Genomic DNA, 22,596 nt, shown 5'->3' with positions numbered 1-22,596 from the left:
GCTGGCAGGCTTATTTACAGGTTAGCACATTAGGGTTCACCGCTTAAGCTCTCTGGAACCACGCGACTATCGCGTGGTTTTCTTTTATACAAAAAGAGGCCAAATTAAAAAATTTGACCTCTGTGAGATAGCATATTAGACTCTGTCCTTTTACCTGAGAGATTCACTGCCAAATAGGCAGCTTGCTCCTTCGGTGCTCAATTGAGGCTCTCCGGAGATCCGTCAGATAATGGTTCATTTGCCTGAAAGTTTAACATCTTCGGCGGACTATAAAGTCGCTCTCCCAATATCTTCATCCGAAATTCTTATGTAATTGTTAATACCGTAAAATACTTTATCACCTTTTTTTATATATGTCAATCTTCTAAACACATATATATATTCCGTGCAAACATATTTTTTAAAAAACTAATTCATTATCCATACATGTTAACCTGTTTTTTTTAGTTCTCTACAATAAAAAATGGATCCGGTTTATAAACCGAAATCCATTTTTTATGCACATCATAATCTGTTATACTGTCTGAAAAATCTCTATTGCTTAACATAGTTTCACAAAATAATCATGAAAACTATCATCTTCTGTTAATTCAGGATGAAATGCCGTTACCAACATATTTTTCTCTTTTGCTGCCACTATATGCCCTTCCACCTCAGCCAATGGTTCTACTTTAGTATCTACCTTCTCAATATAAGGAGCGCGAATAAATACCATTGGTATTTCTTTTTCAGCTACATGTTTTACCTTTTGGGTAGTTACAAAGCTATCCAGCTGGCTTCCATAAGCATTACGCCGTACAAGAATATCCATCGTCTTAAGATATGCATTTTCCTGGTCACATATTTTCTTTGCCAATAAAATCATCCCTGCACATGTTCCCCAGACAGGCATACCAGAGCATATTTTTTTGGATAATGGCTGCATCATGCCAAAAGTTGCCAACAATTTTCCAATAGCTGTTGATTCTCCTCCAGGAATAATAATACCGTCTATCTGTTCCAGTTCTTCCTTGTTTCTTACTTTACACGCTGTTGCGCCAACCCGTTCCAGTTTTTGGAGATGCTCGTCAACAGCTCCCTGCATTGCTAAAACGCCTATCTTTTTCATATTTCTTACCAGCCTCTATCTGCAAACCTTTCTTTATTATCGATATCTTCAATGTTAATACCGACCATCGCCGGTCCAAGATCTTCAGAAATCTTTGCCAGCTTTTGCGGATCATTATAATATGTAACAGCCTCAACAATAGCTTTTGCCCGCTTTTCTGGATTTCCTGCTTTGAATATCCCCGATCCTACAAAAACGCCGTCCACGCCAAGCTGCATCATCAATGCCGCATCAGCAGGAGTAGCAATACCGCCTGCCGCAAAATTAACTACCGGCAGCTTACCATTGTCATGAACAAACTGAATAAGGTCAAAAGGTGCGCCAAATTCTTTGGCAATGCGCATCAATTCCATTTGTGATGCACTCTGTACACGGCGCATATCATTGAGCATAGTACGCATATGCGTTACTGCTTCCACTACATCACCAGTACCGGCCTCTCCCTTTGTTCTGATCATAGAAGCCCCTTCACCAATACGGCGTAATGCTTCTCCCAAATTCCTTGCCCCACATACAAAAGGTATTTCAAAAGCTGTTTTATCAATATGGTTTACATTATCTGCCGGAGTGAGTACTTCTGACTCATCTATATAATCTATACCGATAGCTTCTAATATCTGCGCTTCAACAAAATGACCTATTCTTGCTTTAGCCATGACCGGTATCGATACAGTTTCTTTTATTTCCCTGATCATCTTAGGATCGGACATCCGGGCAACGCCTCCGTCACGCCTTATGTCTGCCGGCACCCGTTCCAATGCCATGACAGCAACAGCCCCTGCTTCTTCAGCTATTCGTGCCTGCCCTACATTGGTGACATCCATAATGACGCCGCCCTTTAACATTTGCGCCAGATTTTTATTGAGTTGATATCTTTTTTCCATAAGTACTATCCCCTTATTTGACAAATATTTAAAATTCATTAAAATATATCTGTACTGATACAGTTATACCTTTTTTATAATAAATTTTCTTATTTTAGCAAATATGGAGAGATAATACAAGATGATAGATAATTTAAATGATTTTGTATCGATACAGTTAGTAAAAAATGCTAAAGAAGCATTGTATATACAATTGTATAATAAACTTCTAAAACTAATACGTGAAAGACGTCTCCCGCCCGGTACAAAATTACCATCAGTAAGGAAACTTGCCAACTGCTTGTCTATAAATGCAGGAACAGTAGTAAACGCCTATAGGGAATTAGAAAAAAATGGTTTCATTTTTTCTTCCGCAGGCAGCGGTAGTTACGTTTCCGAACATCCCCTAGGTGTACATTCAGCCGTAGATTATGAAGTTGATACAGCTAAAATATACAGCACAGAATTATTAGCCCCCATAAAAAACACCTCTGCTATAAACATGCGCAGCATTTCATTAAATCCAGATATTGTTTCCGTCTCTGAACTAAAAAAAGTCTTAATAAAAATTTTAGACCGTGATCAGGGACGGGCTTTTACTTATCAAGAAAGCCAGGGATTTTTCCCCTTGCGTGAATCCATCGCCGAATATTTAAAAAGCAATGGCATCAAAACCAATGCCCAAAACTTACAAATAATTTCAGGTGCGCAGCAGGGAATAGATATTGCTGCCCGTACATTGCTCAACCACGGCGATTATGTATTCACAGAAACCCCCACTTACCCAGGTGCCGTAGCAGCATTTCTGGCCAGAGGGGCAAAGATAATTGACATTCCACTTGAAGAGGACGGCATAGATCTGAACCTATTAGAATCCCAACTGCGAAAATTCCACCCTAAGCTTATTTATGTGATGCCTATCCTGCAAAACCCATCAGGCTGTTCCTACAGTCTAAAAAAGCGCAATCGACTTTTATCGCTTGCGCATTATTACAACACATTTATTTTAGAAGACGACTATATAAGTGAACTCTCCTACCAAACCGTTCCTTTATCCCCACTAAAATCACTTGACCGTGATGACCGCATTATTTATATTAAAAGCTTTTCCAAGATATTCATGCCGGGACTGCGGCTGGCATTTTTAAATATGCCCGAATGTCTTTCAAAAAAACTTTTAAAAGTAAAATATATTGCCGATATATCTACCTCTGGTTTTACACAGCGTATATTTGATCTTTATTTGCGAGAAGGTCTATGGCAAAAACACGTCAATGATATCCGCCGCATATATAATGCCCAATTCGATTTTGCTTATAACACTGCCAAGCAATACCTACCTGCTGAAGTCACATGGCATAATCCCCATGGCGGTCTCTCCTTCTGGTTAAAACTGCCCAAAAGGATCAATGCCGGTGAATTATGCAGTGCTGCCGAAAAAAACAACCTGCTGCTCACTGATGGTACCGGATTTTATCCCCACCATACAGACACTCACCATATAAGAATCAGCTTTGCCGCGCTCTCACTCCAGCAAATCGAAACAGGTATGCGTATCCTTGGTAAATTGCTTTCTACTAAGGATACTCCTATAAAATGAACTATCCTTCTTCTGCACAATGATGGTTACAACCGGCATCTGCGTCATAGACGAGCTGTCCCATAAGATAATCACTAACTGCTTTATCCGCATCACCTGATGCTCCACCGAAAAACAAGATAGAATTTTCCCGCAGTAATTTTTTGGCACCATTGCCGATACCACTACAAATTAGTACAGACACTTTTCGTTCTCGCAAAATGTCGACAATACCTCCATGTCCTATGCTATTTGTGGGGATAATCTCAGTTTTATTTATCTTGGCATCACTTGTTTCATAAAGTTTAAGGGCTTCAGTTTTACCAAAATGCTGAAAAATATTTCCGTTTTTATATGGTACTGCTATGATCATTTTCTGCTCTCCTTTTTATTCATAATAATATTATTTATAGTCTTATTATTTTCTGCAATAAAACACAAAAGTGCCTTACAACCTCTGGTAATATCCTCATATGCCTGAGTAAAATTTCCCGTATACCAAGGATCGGCAACCTCATTGCTGCTTCCCGTAAAAGACAGTAGTAAATGTACCTTCTCCTCCGTATCAACACCGATAATTTGCCGTAGTCTATAAATATTTTCTTTATCCATGCCTATAATATAATCATATTTTTTATAATCATCACATGTAAATTGCACAGCATGGCGATGTGTATATGGAATTTTTTCTTCTTCAAGTTTAGCTTTTGTTCCCGGATGTATATCGCCGCCTAATGCCTCTCTGCTCGTCGCTGCCGAAGCAATCTGGAAACAATTCTCTAATCCCGCATCATAAACCAATTTTTTCATGACAAATTCTGCCATAGGGCTCCTGCAAATATTACCATGACAAACAAATATTATTTTTATCATCTGCTTTTCCTTTTTAAGCACTAATTTTTGTTATATGTTATCAATTTATTGCCAAAAACACTTTTTAAAATAACCGCCCCTGCCTAATTTTCAAAGACTCCGCTTTTCGTTCACTAAGAACAGCACCCCGCGGCAATTTGCCAAATAAAACAGGTGCGCTGACATCATGGAGCAGTCTATTTTTTTGCACAGCTTGCAATGAAGACGTCGCATAACAATATTTACAACCATTTAAACAAGAGTCATACATGCCAATATCTATGCTTTCCGCACAATTACAGCCATTGCGCTGATTATGGTCATGCGTATGGCGAATAGGCCATTTAATAATTTTTTCAATCAGTCCCGCATCTATACAGCAGGCAGGCTTTATTCCGTATCTGCTTAAATCAACAGCCTCACTACAGGCAAAAAGCTTAATATTATGCTTTTGCGCTATTTCAGCAAAGCTCTCCGCCAATTGAAACATCTCTGTTTGTTTTATCACTGCGGCACCCATATCATACAAAGGGCGTCGCAGTTTTGTATAAAAATCCAAAAAACTAAATATGCAGCTGTGTGTAAAACCTTCCAAAGCCGCCGTCATTTTTCTAAAGCAATTTATATGATAATAGACCGTCATTTGTTTCGTCATGATGATCGGATCATAACGCCAAACCACCCTTTCCGGCCCAATCAAGCGGCTAAGCGCACGAAACGTATGCAGCAAGTCATTTTTTGCTGGTAAATTTACTTCTATATTTCGTCCATAAGGTGTTAATGTAAACTGAAAATAAAAATTATAGCCCATCGTGTCAAGCAATTTTAGCCTTGGCAACATTGGTGCTGGATTTTTTGTCCAAAAAACAAAACAGTCAACAGTTTGCGGTGTTAATTTTACACGACTGTAATGCTGTTTATTCCTAGGATTAGGCACCAGTACATATCCTTCCCTTAAACGAGTCATCAACCAATCAGCATAAAAAGCAGGAATATCCGTCCGTCGGCTCGCACTGATAATCATCTGGCTTTCCCTTCTTCCGCAAATTCCAATATTCAGCCGCTCACTTATTAACAACAGCAACAAGTCTATAAAAATATTAGCCAAAACACAACTTATATACTTAATATCAAGACATATATAATTTTTCCGGTGAAACATGCTCTAATTTTAACAACTGCACCTTCTTGTCAATTCCTCCTGCATATCCGGTCAACTTGCCCTTAGCACCAATTACTCGGTGGCAGGGAATAAGAATAGATATCGGATTATGGCCAACAGCACCACCCACAGCCCGTGCCGAAGTGTTCATTCCCTGCGTTTCCTTCAACTGCTTGGCAATGTCACCATAAGTCACTATCTCTCCATAAGGAATTGTACGGAGAATTTTCCATACAGCCTGTCTGAAAGGACTTCCTTTAGGAGCAATCGGTATAGAAAAATCTGGCTTACTTCCAGCAAAATATAAATCCAGCCATTTTTCTACAAGCTGGAAAACAAAAAGATCATGTACTTCATTTTCTTTTTCTAAAGTTGCCGCATAATACTTTTGATTTTCAAACCAAAGCCCTGTTATATTATCTCCATCACTTGATGCGGTCAACTTCCCCAAAGGTGACTGCATTGTCTGTATGTATTCCATATTTCCTCTTTCAACCAGTTTTACATTCTTACCTAGTTCCTTTAAATTACATAAATTCATTATATATTACCTGCCATGCATGTCAATAAATTTTACAGGAGCACTGCACAATCTAAGTATATAAAACTTGTATATGATATTATCCTATTTTTATATTTTATTCTTTTAAACTTTATCTAAATTAGATGCTGTTTTTCACTACTAAACCTAAAAATCTTATTAGCTACTGAAAAAAAGGCTTGTACTGCCCTTGAATGATATCCATTTTTCTTATATACAAAACCCACCTGAAGCTTTTTGGGGCTGCAATCCTTTAGATTATAATACACACCTCTATGCAATGTATCGCAATGCATGACTAACAGTTCAGAAATAAATGCCACGCCTAATCCGGAAACAGCTAAAGCATGGGCTGTTTCCATGCTCTTTATTTCAATTACATTTTTGGGAACAAAATTTTTTTTCTTAAAAAAATTTGTTAACTGTATTCTCGACGGAGAATCAGCTTTTAGATAAATAAATGTTTCATTTTTTAACTCTTCCAAATCAATCGATGGATAATTTTCATTTTTAGGGACTACTCTTTTTTTATTATTTAGTCGGTGTCCCACCGGTAATACAATCAAATGCCGTTCTTCACTAATGACGTTACCCGCAAGTTCATTGTTTTTTGCAGGTAAAATTTCAATGCCAAAGTCCAAATTTCCCACCATTATTCCTGTTTCAATTTCTGCTGCTTGCCTTTCTTGAATCGATACAGTCACACCCGGATAAGCCTTATAAAAAACTGGAAGGACTTTTGGCAGAAAATACTTTCCCCTAAACTGAGAAATTCCTAATGTTATATATTCATTTTTTAAATCAGCAATATCTTTCATTTGTCGATTAAGTTGCTTTTCATAATCAACAATCTGATATGCAGTTTTAACAAACTGTTTACCAGCAAATGTAAGCAGCAAAGGTTTTTTACTTCGATCAAATAATTTAACTCCCAATGAATCTTCTATGCGGGCAATAGATTGGCTCAAGGACGGTTGCGTAACAAAAAGTTTCTGTGCGGCATTGGAAATACTTTTTTCTTCAGCTACCCGCAAAACATATTTTATATCACGAAATTCCATAACCATTCCTCCATAATTATAATGTCAAAATTATATTTTTATATATAATATACTATTTGAATTATACTTTTGGCAATGCCATAATTAATATAAATTAAAATATAAACAATATTTTTATGGAGGGTTTACTATGAAGATTGTAAAAATCGACTCTATTCTAACTGGCTCTAGACGCCTATTTGTGAAAGTACACACAGATAAAGGAATTACCGGTATCGGCGAAAGCGGTAATTGGGGATTTCGTGAAGCTGTTGTAGGTGCCATTACCCGCATGGAAAAACCATTAATTGGCCAAGATCCCTTACGCATAGAATATATCAACGATGAATTATACAAGCGTTTCAAGTTTGGCGGTACAGTAATCGGTGGTGCTATATCTGCCATTGATATAGCCTTATGGGATATAAAAGGGAAATACTATAATGCTCCTCTTTACCAATTATTAGGCGGTGCAGTACGTAAAAAAATCCGTCTTTGGGGTGTAGTAGATGGTAAAAACATACAAGAAAGTATAGAATCCGCAAAGAAATTAAAAGCGGAAGGGTATACTTGCATACGCCTTAATCCTACTAATATTGAAGAAGCAAACGGTACTTATGCCCACCGCATGGCGGCAATGAGTGAAATGATCCATGCTATTCGCGAAACGATCGGACTTGATATTGATCTTGGTTGTGAAATTCACCGGGCTCTGCAACCGCATGAAAGTGTTACTTTACTTAAAATGGTAGAAGATTGCAACTTACTCTTCTTTGAAGATCCCATAAATTATGAAAACTATTTATCTTTAAAAAATGTAACAAAAAAGACAAAGACTCCTATTAGTGCTGGAGAAAGGGGATTTTGCATTCAAGATATTGCGATGCTCCTACATGATGAAAGCGTGAGCTTTATACGCCCTGATATTTGCTTAATGAGAGGTATAACCGGTTGTAAAAAAGCTGCCGCTATTGCAGAAAGCCATTATATCAATGTCATTCCCCATACTGCCACTGGTAGCATAAATCTCGCAGGGAATCTTCATTTTGCCGCTTCAATTCCCAATTTTGAAGTTCTGGAAACATGCCCTATAACAAGTGAATGGGATAAAATACAAAAAGAAATTAAAACACCTTTCCAAATAAAAGATGGTTATCTAGAAGTTCCTGAAGGCCCAGGTCTTGGCATAGAATTACGTGATGACATAGAACTTACTGCTCCATACCACGACTGGGAATGGGATTTTGTAAAATGCGATATAAAATAATTTCCTTGTTTTATATTTGGAGGGAACAACAATGGTATTAACAGGCATACTATTAGTTATAGTAACTTTTATAGCCATCATAAAGGGTTATGAAACCAGACTGGTTCTGTTTGTATCCGGAATCATAATGTGTTTTATAGGTGGCAATACAATCGCAGGTAGTGACGCCTTTATAAAAGAATTTACAAATGCGGGACTTGTCCCCACTATTTGCACTGTCCTTGGTTTTAGTTACGTCATGGATTATACCGGTTGTTCAAAACACATGGTAACAGTTATAACTAATGTTTTGAGCAAGTTAAAGTTTATTTTGATTTTTGGTTCAGTTCTGGTAACATTTTTTGTCAATATAGCTCTGCCTAGTGCTGCCGGTTGTGCAGCTGCGGTAGGTACTTTATTGATACCCGCATTAATTAGCGCAGGTGTCAATCCCAAAATGGCCGCAGCAGCTGTCTTTTTAGGTACTTGGGGAAGTGTAATGAGTCCGGGGCTTATGTTCAATCCCCAAATTGCGCAAATGGCCGGAACAGATGTCATGACCGTAATAGGTTCATTTTCAGTACAGGTTCTAAGTGCAGCAGTAATAGCTGCTATCATTTTAACGATAACAGCTATCGTCAAAAAAGAAAATACAGGATTTGTGAGCACAGAAAAGCAGGCTAGTTTGTCTACTGATACCTTTAAGATAAACTACCTGCATGCGATACTTCCTGTTATTCCGCTCGTAATGCTAATTACAGGAAGCAAACAAATTGGACTTACTCCTTATGTTTCGGTTCCCACAGCAATGCTTATTGGAACAGCCATTGGCTTTATAGTAGTAAGACCCAATCTTAAAGAAGCAACAAAACGATTTTTCCGTGGAACAGGAGACGGTATGTGTGATATTGTAGGTATTATCGCTGCAGCAGCTTGTTTCACTGCAGGGATGAAGACAATCGGCCTTACCGATTCCTTAATAGATGTAATGAAAAATTCCCAGCATATCGCACAATTTGCTTCAGCTTTTGGACCTTTCATTATCGGTGTTATCTCCGGAACTGGTAATGCAGCGGCATTAGCTTTTAATGGAGCCGTTACGCCACATGCAGCCGATTTTGGTTATAACATTATAAGTCTCGGTTCTATGGCACAAATTGGCGCAGGTTTAGGTAGAACAATGAGTCCTGTTGCCGGTTCAGCCATACTCATAGCAAAAATTGCTAATGTAAATCCTCTCGAATTGTCAAAAAGAACCGCTTTGCCAACAATTATAGCGACTTTGGTTGTTATGTTTACATTACTGTAATATCATATTGATATTTCCAAAAGGCACTCCCTAATGATATAAAATCATTTGGGAGTGCCTTTTATTTTTATCCTTATCTTTTATTCTTTGACCTTCACATTCCATACTAAAATTGCCATCAAACAAGAAATTACAGCAGCACCCACCCAAAATACGGCAGCTGCATGGAAATCATATATTGCCTGTCCGTTTACTACTGTTTTACCGGCATTGATAAGATAACCACTGACTTTTTCCTGCAAAGATGCACCAATATAACTGAACAAACCGATCATACCCATGGCTGCGCCTGTAGCACGTTTAGGACAAATATCAACGGCCATCAATCCGCCCAGATAGCATACAAGTGATCCCATTGTAAAGCCATATACGCACATGCTCACCCAATTTATCCAATCGTATTCTTTAGGTCCCCATACAAAGGCTGCGACAGATGCCGCATATAAAATACCAAAAATAAGACAAGGTACATTTCTTTTATGATTAAAAAATTTATCAGAAATAAGTCCACAAAGACAAGTACCAAAAATGCCAGCGAACTGCATAGTGGTAAGGAGAGAACTTGCTCCAAGCATAGTGTAACCCTTTTCAGCTGTTAAAAAGACTACGCCCCAGCTTTCTATAGCATAACGTGTTATATAGCATGCCGCACTGGAGATCCCCAGTATCCATACAGCCGGACGTTTTATTACTTCCCACTGTAAAGAGCCTATGCTTTTTTCATTTGTTTCAATAGTCGGATCTTTTTCGCCGTTTATTTCGTACGGTGTAGGCAGTCCGCAAGCTCTCGGTCTGTCTGCCATAAATTTAAACATCAGCAATGATGCTATCAGGCACAACGCCCCTGGTAACCAGAAACCCGCGTGCCATCCATATTGCATGACTACTACTGACGTTACCAAGTAAGTAAGTCCTGCACCGATGTTATGGCTGGCGAACCAAATACCATAATAAGTACCACGTTTTTTACCAGAAACCCATTGATTTAGTGATATTATACTTGGCCCTGCACCATATGACTGGAACCAGCCAATTAATCCCCAAAATAATACCATTACTACATATGGCATCCCTACGCCCATGATTATCGAAAGCACAGCTACCATAAATAAACCAAACGGCATAAAATGTTTTATATTACAACGATCGCCAATAAAACTATTAATGAATTTCCCTATGGCATAAGTGAAGAAGAATACCATTCCCATAGTCCCTATTTGATTGGCATCAAGTACGTTACCATCCAATAACGGCTTCTTGACTACAGAAAAATTCAAACGGCATACGTAGAAAAAAGCATAGCCGAGCGTTATTGATATGAAAACAGAACGCTGTGTAGAATTAAACAAGGCTTTTGCCTTTTCTTTATTACTTGTAATAGGTGGTTTATCAGGCCCTGCTTTAAAAAAATTTAATATTGCTGAAAACAAAATGCTCACCTCATATTCCATTTTTATATTAGCGGAGACGTCATCCTCTTCTAATATTATTTCATGGATGATAACCTTTTACTATCAGATATTTTCTGAAATATTGTAAGAATTTTTGGAAGTAAACACAAAATCATTCATTTCCAAATGGTGTTAATAGACTCCACTTTCCGGGCTGTGCTATAATATTTGCAGATTATGGTCTTATTTTCCTCTCCAAACAAGCATTTTTATAAAGGTTGGTATATTATGTCCATGTTTCACCATCTAAAAGATAAACATTATTTTGCTCTTCTCCTCATCCTAATTTTTTCCTTTATTGCATTCACTTATGCCCATCCTGATACTTATGACTCCTACATTGATTTTAGCAAGGGAACTCCCTTTACGCCTCCGCGGTACAGCACAGCGGGCAGTGATGCGCAGGAACGACCCCTGCGCATTGTTATTTCCACCGTTATTTCACCAAATGTAACAATTGAAGACTGGCGTGCCTTTGCCGATTACATAAGCAAGAAATTGGGCAGGCCTACCATTTTACTGCAACGGCGCAGCTACAAGGAAATTGACCAATTACTCTCCAACGGCGATGCTGATATATCCTTCATGTCAACAGGTGCGTATTGTTCTTATCACGGCATTCAACAACTGGATGTTTTAGCTATGATATTTTATCAAGGCACGATGGATTATAAAACTTATCTAATAGCCCTGTCCTCGCGCAATGATATTAATTCAATGGACGATCTACGCGGCAAAACAATGGCTTTTTCCGACCCATTGAGCTACTCCGGCCATATAAACATAGTAAATGAGCTCAACACCCGCTATGCAACCAGTCCCAGTCACTATTTCAGCAATTATATTTACACGGGGAGCCATGACCGTTCCATCTGGGCTGTAAAAAATAAACTAGTTGATGCGGCATGCGTTGACAGCTTAGTTTACGATCTGATTTTGGGCGACCATCCTGAGGATACCAATGGTATCAAAATCTTTCAAACCATTGGCAATATTCCTATTGGGCCAATCGTAGTGCGCAGCGACCTGCCCGCAGAACAAAAGGAAAAGCTCCAGCAACTACTTTTTAACATGCATAATGACCCACAAATGGCTAAATCGCTAAAGAAAATAATGATTGATAAATTTGTGGCACCACAGCAGCAGCTATATACGCCATACAAAAAGATATATGACAAGGTGATGACAGACTTATGAAACAGCAGACTGGCTTATACACCAAAATACTGACTATCATCATCATAAGTCTTTTGACAGTAATATCCCTTTTACTTATTTTTGCGTATACTGGATTAAAAAACACACTACACGACCAGCTAACTAACCGTGGCAGCGAAATTGCCTCATATGTTGCTACCTTGGGCAGTGAAGATATCCTTCTCGAAAATGATTATCTACTTTTACAGCTTATCAATAAAGTACAATCCAGCAATGATGACGTGCGTTATATTATTGTTGCCGATTACAAAGGACGCATATTAGCACATACTTTCGGCATGCAATATCCAGACAGTATGCCAAAACAGATAACACCATTCAGTACACCTTTGCAGACTAAACTTTTCCAAAGTAATGAAGGGGACATTCATCAAGTCACTTTATCTATTGATGACGGAAAGATTGGTTTTGTCTCTGTAGGTTTATCAGAAAAAGCCATGCAACAGCTTTTAATGTCGATAATAATGCATTTTTCTCTAACCGGTATCATTATTACTATTTTAGCAGTGCTCACAATCGGCTTTTTATTGGCAAAAATTCTTGCACCGATTAGATTTCTTTCCCTTGCTGCGGAAAAAATCAAACACAATGATTATAAAGTGCAAGTTTATTATCATGGCAAAGATGAATTAGGAACACTGACGCAGACTTTTAATGAAATGGTCTGTGAATTGGCTGCTAAAGATAAATACAATAAAAAATTACTGGCAGAATTACAAGAAAAGAAGCATAGCCGCGATATTCTCATCCACAAACTTTTTTCTGCGCAGGAGGATGAACGTAAACGAATTTCCCGTGAACTCCATGATGGAGTCGGCCAGTCTGTAACTTCTATCCTTGCTTACCTACATATTTTATTTAACAACGAAACGAACCCTAGCCAGCAAAAATTAATAAAATCTACCCGCACTATAATCGCCTCTGTCCTAGAAGAACTTCGTGAAATGGCCGTAAATTTGCGTCCGCCCAGCCTTGACGATATTGATATAACAGCAATTTTTCAGCAGCATGTGTTCGACGCTGCCAAGCACAATGGCTTGATCGCCGATTTTTCAGCAGACACGGCCATAAAAGACATCAAAGTATCTGATAATGTCCGACTGGCTTTATATCGCATTTTGCAGGAATCCATAACCAATATTGTCCGCCATGCCCATGCCATTAATTTGACAGTATCGTTAAAGCTGCATGCCAATAATATTATTCTTAAAATTACGGATGATGGCTGCGGTTTTTCTGCCGATGTATTACAAACCGCAAAAGAAAAGAGGCATTTAGGTTTGTACGGCATGCGGGAAAGGGTCGAGCTTTTAGATGGAACGCTGGATATAAAATCGCGCCCAGAAAAAGGAACGTCTATTATTGCATCCATACCTGTCGAAAAGAGGAATAATGATGACTAAAATCAAAGTGATACTTGTCGATGACCATGCTATTTTGAGGGCAGGACTTAAGCTTTTACTTGAGGCAGAAAAAGACATAGAAATAGTCGAAGAAGCCTGCAACGGAGAAGAACTGATGAATAAGCTTACCGTTACCGAAACAGATTTAATCATTCTCGACTTATCCATGCCGGGGATAAACGGCATTGACCTTTTAAAACTGCTAAAAACAAAAAAGACATACAAAAACATCCGTATCCTGGTTTTAACCATGCATACAGAAGAAGAATACATAAGGGAAGCTTTGGCCGCCGGAGCTGACGGTTATGTAGAAAAAAGTGCTTTTGACACAGAACTTTTAACAGCATTGCATACAGTCATGAAGGGAGAAACTTATCTAAACAATAAAAATGCCCTTTCTATGCTCAATACAATGATAAAAAATGACAATGACGATAATCCCTACCTGTTACTGAGCAAACGTGAACTTGAAGTTCTGCGCTACCTGGCACGCGGCTATTCACTTGCTGAAATAGGCAGTCAGTTACACCTCAGTTTAAAAACAATCGACACCTATAAAACACGTATCTTTACAAAGCTCGACATAAGTAAGAAAAGTGAACTGGTAAATTATGCATTGCGTTATAAACTTTTTGACCTGCCAGAAAAATAAAACCGGCAATTTAATCTTTCTCATATACACTGCCAAAACATTACCATACCATTCATGTTATAATAAATAAGTTCTCATTTCAGAGCGAATTTTCGCCTATCTGAAATTTAGGAATTACTATGTGCGGTTTTAAGCCACTGCTTGCTTTTCGTCTGGAAAGGTAAATGCCCCAAGGTGAAAATAACCGTCCAAAATTAACGTTAATCGAAATGAGGGAGTTTTTTGCTGGAACAAAACATTAACCCTGCTATTGCCAAAGAATTAAATATAGCGCAAAAGCAAGTGAATGCTGCTGTCAAACTCATAGACGAGGGAAATACTATTCCTTTTATCGCCCGTTACCGTAAAGAAGTCACCGGTGAGTTGAAAGAAGAACAATTACGTGAGCTTTCAGAACGTTTGACTTATCTACGCAGTCTTGTAAAAAGACAAGAAGAAATTCTAAATAATATTGAAGAACAGGGTAAGCTCACAGCTGAATTAAAAGCGGCTATAAACAAAACTGCCAAATTACAGGAACTTGAAGATATATATCTGCCTTATAAGCAGAAAAAGCGTACCCGTGCTATGCTTGCCCGCGAAAAGGGACTGGAACCGCTGGCCCAACTTATCGTTGCCCAAAATACGACGAGCGGTAACGTCGCTGATTTTGCCAAGGAATATATAAATGAAGCTAAAGGCATTGCCTCTGCTGATGATGCTCTTGCCGGTGCCATGGATATAATTGCCGAAGCAGAAACAGAAAAAGCAAATATCCGGTCATGGCTCCGCAAATTGCTATGGCAAGAAGGAATTATTGAAACAGTACGTGATGAAGAGAAAGACCCCGACCAAGCCTTCCTCATGTATGCGCAATATAGTGAACCTATCCGCACACTCCCTTCGCACCGCATTTTAGCAATAAACCGTGGTGAAAAAAAAGGTGCTTTAAAGGTAAAATTAGTCAGCAACCACGACAAAAATATTCAACAATTATGTGAAAAAGTGATCACCCGTCCATCTATTTTTCGTGCTGTGCTAACGGCAGCACTCTCTGATGGCTATAAACGTCTTTTATTTCCTGCACTTGAACGTGAAATAAGATCATTGCTAACGGAAAATGCAGAGAAACAGGCAATCAATATTTTTGGTGCCAATCTCAAGCAGTTACTCTTACAGGCTCCTCTGGTAGGACATGTGGTTATGGGACTTGATCCCGGCTACCGCACAGGCTGCAAAATGGCAATTGTCGATGCCACCGGCCAGATACTTGACCATGGTGTTCTCTATCTCACAATGAGTGACGAAGCCAAGAAAAAAGCAGCAGACCAAGTTTTGCGCTTAATAAAAAAACACAATGTAACATTAATCTCTATAGGTAACGGTACAGCTTCTTTTGAAACAGAAGAATTTACCGCAAAACTGATTAAAGAAAACGGTCTAAATATCCATTATCTTATAACCAGTGAAGCAGGTGCTTCTGTCTATTCTGCTTCCAAACTAGCTGTAGAAGAACTGCCCGATTACGATGTAACTATAAGAGGTGCAGTCTCTATTGCCCGTCGTATCCAAGACCCGCTTGCCGAGCTTGTAAAAATCGATCCTAAAGCCATCGGGGTAGGCCAATATCAGCACGATGTCAACCAAAAAGAACTCGGTACCACACTTGATACCGTAATAGAATCGGCAGTAAACCATGTCGGTGTAGCCTTAAATACAGCATCAACAGCACTTCTAAAGCATGTTGCCGGCATCAATGCCTCCGTCGCTAAAAATATAGTTAAATACCGTGACGAAAACGGCCGGTTTAAAAACCGCAAAGAACTGCTCAAAGTCCCCCGCCTTGGCCAAGCCGCCTATACGCAGTGTGCCGGTTTTTTACGGATTGGCAGTGGTACTACTCCACTTGACAACACACCAGTCCATCCCGAATCTTATGAACTCGCCGAACAAATCTTAAACAAGCTCGGTTTTTCCCTTACTGATATGGCTGATAAGAAAAAGCTGGATTTTCTAAAGATGAAAATGAAATTAGTAAATGCCGAAGAGCTTGCCAAAAAATTAAATGCAGGCGTTCCGACCGTGCGTGATATAATGGATGCGCTTGCCAAGCCAGGACGCGATCCCCGTGAAGATCTTCCCGCGCCGTTGACACGTCAAGCAATCGTCAAGCTTGATGATATAAAAGTAGGGACGGTAATGCGCGGTACAGTTAGAAATATCACCGATTTTGGTGTATTTGTCGACATAGGCATAAAAACAGCAGGTCTTATCCATATCTCCGAACTCAGCTATAAAAGAGTCAAACATCCTTTAGATGTTGTCTCTGTAGGTGATATTCTTGATGTTATGGTAATAAATGTCGATGCCGCAAGAAACAGAATAGGCCTCAGCCTAAAACAAGTGCCAAAGGAAAAAAATGCCTAATGAAATCAATTGAAACAACTATAAATAATATAAAACAAGTTACTGATATACGAAACACTTCTACTGGAAAACCCTTAGCTGCTAACTGGTGTAAAGGCACCGGTCTTGGCGGCCTGACTGATATTTTCTTTAATTATGTATCCATAACAGGGCAGTCTAAACCACTGCCGCTAAAAAAAGCTGCCATTATCGCCTGTGGAGACCATGGTGTCTGCGCCATGAATGTAAGTGCCTACCCGCAAAAAACCACTATTGATATGACCCGAAATTACCTTGTCAGCAAAGGTGCCGTTGCCAATGCCATGACAAATTTCTCTGCTACCGACATGCTTGTGGTCGATATGGGAATCGCGGCAGACATGAGTTCCCTGCCCGGACTAATCAATAAAAAAATAGCCTTTGGTACAGAAAACTTTGTGTACGGTCCGGCAATGACGCGCGATGCTGCTGTAAAAGCTATAGAAACCGGTATTGATCTCGCTGATAAACTTGCTGCCAAGGGATATAATTGTTTTCTCCTCGGTGAAATGGGCATAGCCAATACTACTTCCAGTGCAGCAATAGCAGCTGCCATATGCGGTTTAACTGCGGAACAAGCAACAGGCAGAGGAACCAATATCTCGGACAGTAGGCTAAAAATAAAAATTGATGTTGTTAAAAAGGCACTTGCAGTAAATAAACCAAATCCCGCTGACGGCATAGATGTATTATCCAAAATAGGTGGTTTTGAATTTGGCTGTCTTGCCGGAGTAATCCTAGGTGCGGCTGCCCATGACTGCCTTATTATCCTCGACGGCTTCAATACTTCCGCAGCTGCACTTATTGCCCAAGCGCTATGTCCGCTATCTGCCAAGCACATGATGCCTTCCCATCTTGCAGGAGAACCGGCACACCAAGCCGCCCTGCAAAAGCTTGGCTTGTCCCCTTACATTGATCTACGCTTGCAGCTCAGTGAAACAGCCGGTTCTTCCGTAATAGCCCGTTTCATTGATTTAGCAGTGCAAATATACGATATGCTGCGTACAGATACCTTCCCTGATGCAGACATCTTACCTGACCCGCCCGCAACAACTCAATATTCACTGGATAAAGACATCATGAGCACCTGCCAGGAACGGATTGATAATCTGACAAAGCCCATAAAATGTCTTGGTAAATTTGAGGATATTGCCATATTCCTTGCTGGTGTCTTAAAAAAAGTCCAACCGGTCATGGATGATGTAACAGCGAATAAAGCATTGCTGCTCCCTTATATTTTAGCGACCAGCCGCTGTTTAAAGATTCCTGTGACCAATGCTTATGCTGCGGAAAAAGTAGGACTGATTCTTATCGACGGGGCACTGCATATGCTCAATGATATGAAAACATTCGCCGAAGCCGCTGTCTCAGTTGCCAACGACGGTCCCGGTGCAGGACGGCAAAAGAGCACTTATTAATAAAAAAAATAAAAGCAGCGCCTATCCCAAAAAGATAGGCGCTGCTTTTATTTAAAAACTATATTAAGATCTACTCCAAAATAAGATCCTGTAAACTTCTTTTAGGCACATGATGTACTTGTTTTTCATCACGCCAATATTTAATATCACCAGACTGCCCCAAGGCTTCAAGGACGACTTTTTCCTTTGGATAGCCTATTGCTAAAACGAGTGCGATCTCATACTTGTCCCCAATTGCCAGCACTTTTTTCAATTCTTTTCTATTGATATTGGCAATGATGCATCCGCCCATTCCTTTTTCGACTGCCCCCAACAGAATACTCTGCGCAGCAATTCCTTCGTCCTGCGGCATACCACCACCTGCTGATATATCCCGCACAATAACGATATAAGCACTCGGTTTTTCACCATCTTCCGGTCCATCCCAGTCCTTATAGTAACCAGCCCAAAATATACATTTACTGATAGCCGCATTTTTCTTTTCATCCGCAGATAATACAAACCGCAATGTCTGCCTGTTTGCTCCACATGGAGAAAGCCTAGCCAAATCAACCAGCTCTTTTAAAACATCCCGGCTTACTTGTTTGTCCTGATAAAATCTTCTGTAAGAACGATTTTTTGCAATTAGTTCCTTTAGCATATTTTACACTCCGTTCTAAAATACAATTAATACTCCTTTACAATTATGCCACAATATTACTCTATTATCTATTAAAAATCCTGCCTTTAAAGTAATTTCTGAATAATATTAAAATAACTCAACAGATCTATTACAATATTTAATCATATATACAGCATTTTAACCTATCTTCTTCATCCTAAAACCCCACTCTAATGAAGTCGCATATTTTCCAACACACTATTTAATTGATCACTTGCTATAATTTTATTATAATCTATCAGCTAAAGGTGTTACGACTTCCTTACTATACCATGATAATATATTCATTTATCTACTCGAGTATAAATATTAATCTACACTCATATTAAAAGATTCAATAGATGATTTTGCCTGTAAAAGAAGTTTCTGGGCCAACGCAATTTTTTCTTTTGTTGCCCGGAATAACGGCATACTAATACTCATTGCATATTGTCGAGAATTTGGTAACCGAATAGGTACAGCAAAACAACACAATTGCTCTGTGACTTCTTCAAATTCAGATGCAACCTGTGTACTTTTTATTAGTTGCAATTGTTTATATAATTTATCAAAATCAATAACAGTATTCTTTGTTTGTGGTACAAGACCATTTGGATACAAATTCTTCAATTCTTTTAATGTATACTGACATAGTAAAGCTTTACCAAGTGCTGTACAATATGCGGGCAGTTTCTTCCCAATATAGGAAATAATTTTTATAGTATGTGCAACATCTGGATCCTGCTTTAAAATATACAAAATATTCGGCCCATCCAATACGCCGACTTGACACATTTCATTTATTTCTTGCGAAATTTTATTCATAATTGATTTTATATAAGGAAGTAACGTTTTATCATATTCATATGCTGCTCCAATACAGTATGCTGCTATTCCAATAAAATAAAGATTCTCCTTTTCTGATAAATGGAGAAATTTCTCCTGCACCATTTCTTGAAGAATCGGAAAAAGCGTACTTTTAGGGATACAAAGAAGTTTCGTAATCTGAGTCAAGGTTAGTCCTTCGGGGTGTGTCGCAAGTAAACTCAAAACACTTAAGACACGTTCTGTTGGTTTGTGTGCCAATAAATTCATCTCCTGCATAAAACTTATACTTATCTTTAATTATATTTTACAACAAATCAAAAATAACAACATATGTAGATAAAAGTTAATAATCTATTTGCTTAATTATAAAATAAAATTAAATACATAACGAATACATAGTGCCCTTATAATATACAAAAAATATTCTAAATACCTACTATAAAACATAATAATCATAACACGACATTAGATACAAATAAACATTTATATTTTAAGACACTTTTCTATTGAAAAAAGATTGTTTATTAAAGACTCTATGCATTCTATAACTGGTTATTTAGCTCGTTTTGAAAACACAATTAATATACTCATTTCTTAATGTATTCAGAATTATCATTGTCATCTAATACACTTACTTTAACCAGAATAATTCAATAAATTTCTTCAAGATAATAAAAAACTATTAACAATATCTATTCAATATTATTATATATGTGATATTTTACCCTTCATTTTTAAATAAAATATTTGAGATACACTATTTCATATTATATGATTATGTGTTATAATCTAAGAAAATCGTACGTATATAAATAATTTGATTCTTATATACGTACAAATATAAATAATAGAAAGGATAAATTTATTATGACAGTAAAAACATTATACCAAAATGAAGATCCGTCTTTGTATCAAGACCTAGCTACACATGCAGATGGTCCAGATGGAAATCTACCATTAACTCCAGAGCTCTTGAAACAATCACCTAGTGGTAATATTTTCGGTATGACTGTCAATGCGGGCATGAAGTGGGATCCCAAAACATTAGCTAACGGTGATATTATGCTTATTAGCACAAAAGGAGGAATACGTACCGATGACGGACATACTGTTGCCGTAGGTTTACATCCAGGACATTTTGAATTAGGAACTTTGTTAACAGAAGCAGCTAATACATTTAAACAATTGGGTTATGTACCACATGCTACATTCGTAACAGATCCTTGTGATGGTAGAACGAATGGAACAACAGGCATGTTCGATTCACTTCCTTACCGTAATGATGCCTCCATCGTTATGCGACGTTTAATCCGCTCTTTACCCACAAGGAAGGCAGTAATGGGAGTTGCTTCTTGTGATAAAGGATTACCAGCTATGATGATGGCATTAGCTAGCATGCATTCTTTACCTACAATTATTGTACCTGGCGGCGCTACGTTGATGCCTCGAAAAGGAGAAGACTTAGGAACAGTACAAACAATTAGTGTTCGATATGCCAATCACGAACTTTCTTTTAAAGACGCTATTCGTTTAGGTTGTTGTTCTTGTGCTAGTGTAGGTGGCGGTTGTCAATTTCTAGGAACTGCTGGAACATCACAAGTTGTCGCTGAAGGTCTTGGTCTAGCTATACCGCATTCTGCATTAGCTCCATCAGGTGAACTAATTTGGAGAGACTTAGCAAAAAAATCTGCTTTTGCGTTAATGGATATGATACAAAAAAATATTTCAACAAAAGATATCTTAACAGATCATGCAATTGAAAACGCTATGATTATACACGCTGCTTTTGGTGGATCTACAAACTTATTATTACATTTACCAGCAATCGCATTTGCCGCGAATTGTACTGTACCTACAGTACACGATTGGGCACGAATAAACAAAGAAATCCCTCGTTTAGTCAGCGTACTTCCAATAGGGCCTGTTAATTATCCTACTGTTGATGTGTTTTTAGCTGGTGGAGTCCCTGAGGTAATGCTACATTTACGCAGTAAAGGACTTCTTCATGAAGAGGTCATGACGGTAACCGGTAATACCTTAGGCGAAAACCTTGATTGGTGGGAACAATCAGAACGTCGTCAAAAATGTAAAAAAAGATTAGAAGAATTAGATAATATACGTGATACTGATATTATTTTCAGTCCTGAGCAGGCAAAATGTAAGAAAATTGGGTCTACTGTGACATTTCCAATAGGTAATATTGCTCCCGAAGGATCTGTAGTAAAATCTACTGCTATTGATCCTAGTGTTATTGACAATGATCATGTATTTCGTCATACCGCAAAAGTTAAAGTATTTACATCAGAAAAAAATGCTATCATTGCATTAAAAAATGATAATATACATGCCGGCGATATCATGATAGTCATAGGTGGTGGCCCTTTAGGATCGGGAATGGAAGAAACTTATCAATTAACTTCCGCACTCAAACATTTATCATTTGGCAAACATGTATCATTAATTACAGATGCCAGATTTTCTGGTGTATCAACAGGAGCTTGTTTTGGTCATGTCGGACCAGAAGCACTAGCTGGTGGTCCCATAGGGAAATTGCGTAATGGTGACATCGTAGAAATCATTGTAGACACTGTCAAGTTGGAAGGCAGTATAAACTTTATTGGCACTGAAAAACAACGCCTTACATATGAAGAAGGTGCAGAAGTGCTATCCAAAAGGGAAACTAACCCAGCAGTACACCCGGACAAAGATTTACCTGATGATACACGGTTATGGGCAGCATTACAAGACATAAGCGGTGGCACTTGGAGTGGAGCAGTGTATAATGTCGACAAAATCATAAGTGTATTGCAAGCGGGGAAAAAAGCGTTAGAAATAAAATAATAGTTTGACACACAGTGTCTA

Annotated in this window: 19 protein-coding genes and 1 riboswitch; of the genes, 9 read left to right on the top strand and 10 right to left on the bottom strand. The window is 38.5% G+C overall.

Features of this window, described 5'->3' with window-relative positions:
* Positions 1 to 132: 132 nt before the first annotated feature.
* Positions 133 to 225: riboswitch (glycine riboswitch) on the bottom strand.
* 316 nt (positions 226 to 541) lie between these two features.
* Complete coding sequence (pdxT, locus tag EDC37_RS10930) at positions 542 to 1,108, bottom strand: pyridoxal 5'-phosphate synthase glutaminase subunit PdxT (RefSeq protein ID WP_132551261.1); 567 nt, start codon at positions 1,106 to 1,108, stop codon at positions 542 to 544.
* 5 nt (positions 1,109 to 1,113) lie between these two features.
* Complete coding sequence (pdxS, locus tag EDC37_RS10925) at positions 1,114 to 1,992, bottom strand: pyridoxal 5'-phosphate synthase lyase subunit PdxS (protein WP_132551259.1); 879 nt, start codon at positions 1,990 to 1,992, stop codon at positions 1,114 to 1,116.
* A 121-nt stretch (positions 1,993 to 2,113) separates the two neighbouring features.
* Between pdxS and pdxR the strand changes: the two genes are divergently transcribed.
* Positions 2,114 to 3,571 (top strand): MocR-like pyridoxine biosynthesis transcription factor PdxR, encoded by a 1,458-nt coding sequence (gene pdxR, locus EDC37_RS10920; RefSeq protein WP_132551257.1) that lies wholly within the window; start codon positions 2,114 to 2,116, stop codon positions 3,569 to 3,571.
* A gap of 1 nt (position 3,572) precedes the next feature.
* Here pdxR and EDC37_RS10915 read toward each other — a convergent pair whose 3' ends face one another.
* The 5 genes from EDC37_RS10915 to EDC37_RS10895 all read right to left on the bottom strand — a co-directional run bounded on the left by EDC37_RS10915 (position 3,573) and on the right by EDC37_RS10895 (position 7,166).
* The gene (locus EDC37_RS10915; RefSeq protein ID WP_132551255.1) at positions 3,573 to 3,923 is read right to left on the bottom strand and encodes a NifB/NifX family molybdenum-iron cluster-binding protein; all 351 of its coding nucleotides are present in this window, start codon (positions 3,921 to 3,923) and stop codon (positions 3,573 to 3,575) included.
* Positions 3,920 to 4,423, bottom strand: coding sequence for a low molecular weight protein-tyrosine-phosphatase (locus tag EDC37_RS10910; protein WP_132551253.1), 504 nt, complete (start codon positions 4,421 to 4,423; stop codon positions 3,920 to 3,922). The genes EDC37_RS10915 and EDC37_RS10910 overlap by 4 nt, the downstream gene beginning before the upstream one ends.
* 64 nt (positions 4,424 to 4,487) lie before the next feature.
* Positions 4,488 to 5,426, bottom strand: coding sequence for a DUF1848 domain-containing protein (locus EDC37_RS10905; protein WP_132551251.1), 939 nt, complete (start codon positions 5,424 to 5,426; stop codon positions 4,488 to 4,490).
* Between the two features lie 106 nt (positions 5,427 to 5,532).
* Positions 5,533 to 6,045, bottom strand: coding sequence for a methylated-DNA--[protein]-cysteine S-methyltransferase (locus tag EDC37_RS10900; protein WP_132551268.1), 513 nt, complete (start codon positions 6,043 to 6,045; stop codon positions 5,533 to 5,535).
* A 176-nt stretch (positions 6,046 to 6,221) separates the two neighbouring features.
* Positions 6,222 to 7,166, bottom strand: a complete 945-nt coding sequence (locus tag EDC37_RS10895; RefSeq protein ID WP_165874512.1) for a LysR family transcriptional regulator — start codon at positions 7,164 to 7,166, stop codon at positions 6,222 to 6,224.
* A 130-nt stretch (positions 7,167 to 7,296) separates the two neighbouring features.
* On the opposite strand from EDC37_RS10895, the gene EDC37_RS10890 reads away from it, so the two are divergent.
* Positions 7,297 to 8,412, top strand: coding sequence for a mandelate racemase/muconate lactonizing enzyme family protein (locus EDC37_RS10890; RefSeq protein WP_132551247.1), 1,116 nt, complete (start codon positions 7,297 to 7,299; stop codon positions 8,410 to 8,412).
* A 31-nt stretch (positions 8,413 to 8,443) separates the two neighbouring features.
* Positions 8,444 to 9,700 (top strand): C4-dicarboxylate transporter DcuC, encoded by a 1,257-nt coding sequence (gene dcuC, locus EDC37_RS10885; protein WP_132551245.1) that lies wholly within the window; start codon positions 8,444 to 8,446, stop codon positions 9,698 to 9,700.
* 80 nt (positions 9,701 to 9,780) lie between these two features.
* On the opposite strand, the gene EDC37_RS10880 is transcribed toward dcuC, so the two are convergent.
* The gene (locus EDC37_RS10880; RefSeq protein ID WP_414153111.1) at positions 9,781 to 11,139 is read right to left on the bottom strand and encodes an MFS transporter; all 1,359 of its coding nucleotides are present in this window, start codon (positions 11,137 to 11,139) and stop codon (positions 9,781 to 9,783) included.
* Between the two features lie 240 nt (positions 11,140 to 11,379).
* On the opposite strand from EDC37_RS10880, the gene EDC37_RS10875 reads away from it, so the two are divergent.
* The 5 genes from EDC37_RS10875 to EDC37_RS10855 all read left to right on the top strand — a co-directional run bounded on the left by EDC37_RS10875 (position 11,380) and on the right by EDC37_RS10855 (position 18,266).
* Positions 11,380 to 12,348: a substrate-binding domain-containing protein gene (locus tag EDC37_RS10875; protein WP_165874511.1), complete on the top strand. Its 969-nt coding sequence runs from the start codon at positions 11,380 to 11,382 to the stop codon at positions 12,346 to 12,348.
* Complete coding sequence (locus EDC37_RS10870) at positions 12,345 to 13,772, top strand: ATP-binding protein (protein ID WP_132551239.1); 1,428 nt, start codon at positions 12,345 to 12,347, stop codon at positions 13,770 to 13,772. The genes EDC37_RS10875 and EDC37_RS10870 overlap by 4 nt, the downstream gene beginning before the upstream one ends.
* Complete coding sequence (locus EDC37_RS10865; RefSeq protein ID WP_132551237.1) at positions 13,762 to 14,424, top strand: response regulator; 663 nt, start codon at positions 13,762 to 13,764, stop codon at positions 14,422 to 14,424. The genes EDC37_RS10870 and EDC37_RS10865 overlap by 11 nt, the downstream gene beginning before the upstream one ends.
* Before the next feature lie 222 nt (positions 14,425 to 14,646).
* Positions 14,647 to 16,830 (top strand): Tex family protein, encoded by a 2,184-nt coding sequence (locus EDC37_RS10860; protein WP_132551235.1) that lies wholly within the window; start codon positions 14,647 to 14,649, stop codon positions 16,828 to 16,830.
* Positions 16,830 to 18,266 (top strand): nicotinate-nucleotide--dimethylbenzimidazole phosphoribosyltransferase, encoded by a 1,437-nt coding sequence (locus tag EDC37_RS10855; protein WP_132551233.1) that lies wholly within the window; start codon positions 16,830 to 16,832, stop codon positions 18,264 to 18,266. Before EDC37_RS10860 ends, EDC37_RS10855 begins: the two co-directional genes overlap by 1 nt.
* A gap of 70 nt (positions 18,267 to 18,336) precedes the next feature.
* Here the strand turns inward: EDC37_RS10855 and EDC37_RS10850 are convergent, their stop codons facing one another.
* Complete coding sequence (locus tag EDC37_RS10850; protein ID WP_132551231.1) at positions 18,337 to 18,906, bottom strand: nitroreductase family protein; 570 nt, start codon at positions 18,904 to 18,906, stop codon at positions 18,337 to 18,339.
* A 330-nt stretch (positions 18,907 to 19,236) separates the two neighbouring features.
* Positions 19,237 to 19,992, bottom strand: a complete 756-nt coding sequence (locus EDC37_RS10845; RefSeq protein WP_132551229.1) for an IclR family transcriptional regulator — start codon at positions 19,990 to 19,992, stop codon at positions 19,237 to 19,239.
* 609 nt (positions 19,993 to 20,601) lie between these two features.
* On the opposite strand from EDC37_RS10845, the gene EDC37_RS10840 reads away from it, so the two are divergent.
* Positions 20,602 to 22,575, top strand: coding sequence for a YjhG/YagF family D-xylonate dehydratase (locus tag EDC37_RS10840; RefSeq protein ID WP_132551227.1), 1,974 nt, complete (start codon positions 20,602 to 20,604; stop codon positions 22,573 to 22,575).
* Positions 22,576 to 22,596 lie beyond the last annotated feature (21 nt).

Origin of the sequence: Pectinatus cerevisiiphilus (assembly GCF_004341685.1) — a bacterium.
Taxonomy (GTDB): Bacteria; Bacillota; Negativicutes; order Selenomonadales; family Selenomonadaceae; genus Pectinatus; species Pectinatus cerevisiiphilus.
Note: the sequence above shows the minus strand (reverse complement) of the source record. Positions and strands in the feature narration are given on the sequence as shown.

Excerpts from the sequence above, each read along its gene's own strand:
- pdxT (WP_132551261.1), bottom strand. The coding sequence starts at position 1,108 with ATGAAAAAGATAGGCGTTTTAGCAATGCAGGGAGCTGTTGACGAGCAT.
- pdxS (WP_132551259.1), bottom strand. The coding sequence starts at position 1,992 with ATGGAAAAAAGATATCAACTCAATAAAAATCTGGCGCAAATGTTAAAG.
- pdxR (WP_132551257.1), top strand. The coding sequence starts at position 2,114 with ATGATAGATAATTTAAATGATTTTGTATCGATACAGTTAGTAAAAAAT.
- EDC37_RS10915 (WP_132551255.1), bottom strand. The coding sequence starts at position 3,923 with ATGATCATAGCAGTACCATATAAAAACGGAAATATTTTTCAGCATTTT.
- EDC37_RS10910 (WP_132551253.1), bottom strand. The coding sequence starts at position 4,423 with ATGATAAAAATAATATTTGTTTGTCATGGTAATATTTGCAGGAGCCCT.
- EDC37_RS10905 (WP_132551251.1), bottom strand. The coding sequence starts at position 5,426 with ATGATTATCAGTGCGAGCCGACGGACGGATATTCCTGCTTTTTATGCT.
- EDC37_RS10900 (WP_132551268.1), bottom strand. The coding sequence starts at position 6,045 with ATGGAATACATACAGACAATGCAGTCACCTTTGGGGAAGTTGACCGCA.
- EDC37_RS10895 (WP_165874512.1), bottom strand. The coding sequence starts at position 7,166 with ATGGAATTTCGTGATATAAAATATGTTTTGCGGGTAGCTGAAGAAAAA.
- EDC37_RS10890 (WP_132551247.1), top strand. The coding sequence starts at position 7,297 with ATGAAGATTGTAAAAATCGACTCTATTCTAACTGGCTCTAGACGCCTA.
- dcuC (WP_132551245.1), top strand. The coding sequence starts at position 8,444 with ATGGTATTAACAGGCATACTATTAGTTATAGTAACTTTTATAGCCATC.
- EDC37_RS10875 (WP_165874511.1), top strand. The coding sequence starts at position 11,380 with ATGTCCATGTTTCACCATCTAAAAGATAAACATTATTTTGCTCTTCTC.
- EDC37_RS10870 (WP_132551239.1), top strand. The coding sequence starts at position 12,345 with ATGAAACAGCAGACTGGCTTATACACCAAAATACTGACTATCATCATC.
- EDC37_RS10865 (WP_132551237.1), top strand. The coding sequence starts at position 13,762 with ATGATGACTAAAATCAAAGTGATACTTGTCGATGACCATGCTATTTTG.
- EDC37_RS10855 (WP_132551233.1), top strand. The coding sequence starts at position 16,830 with ATGAAATCAATTGAAACAACTATAAATAATATAAAACAAGTTACTGAT.
- EDC37_RS10850 (WP_132551231.1), bottom strand. The coding sequence starts at position 18,906 with ATGCTAAAGGAACTAATTGCAAAAAATCGTTCTTACAGAAGATTTTAT.
- EDC37_RS10840 (WP_132551227.1), top strand. The coding sequence starts at position 20,602 with ATGACAGTAAAAACATTATACCAAAATGAAGATCCGTCTTTGTATCAA.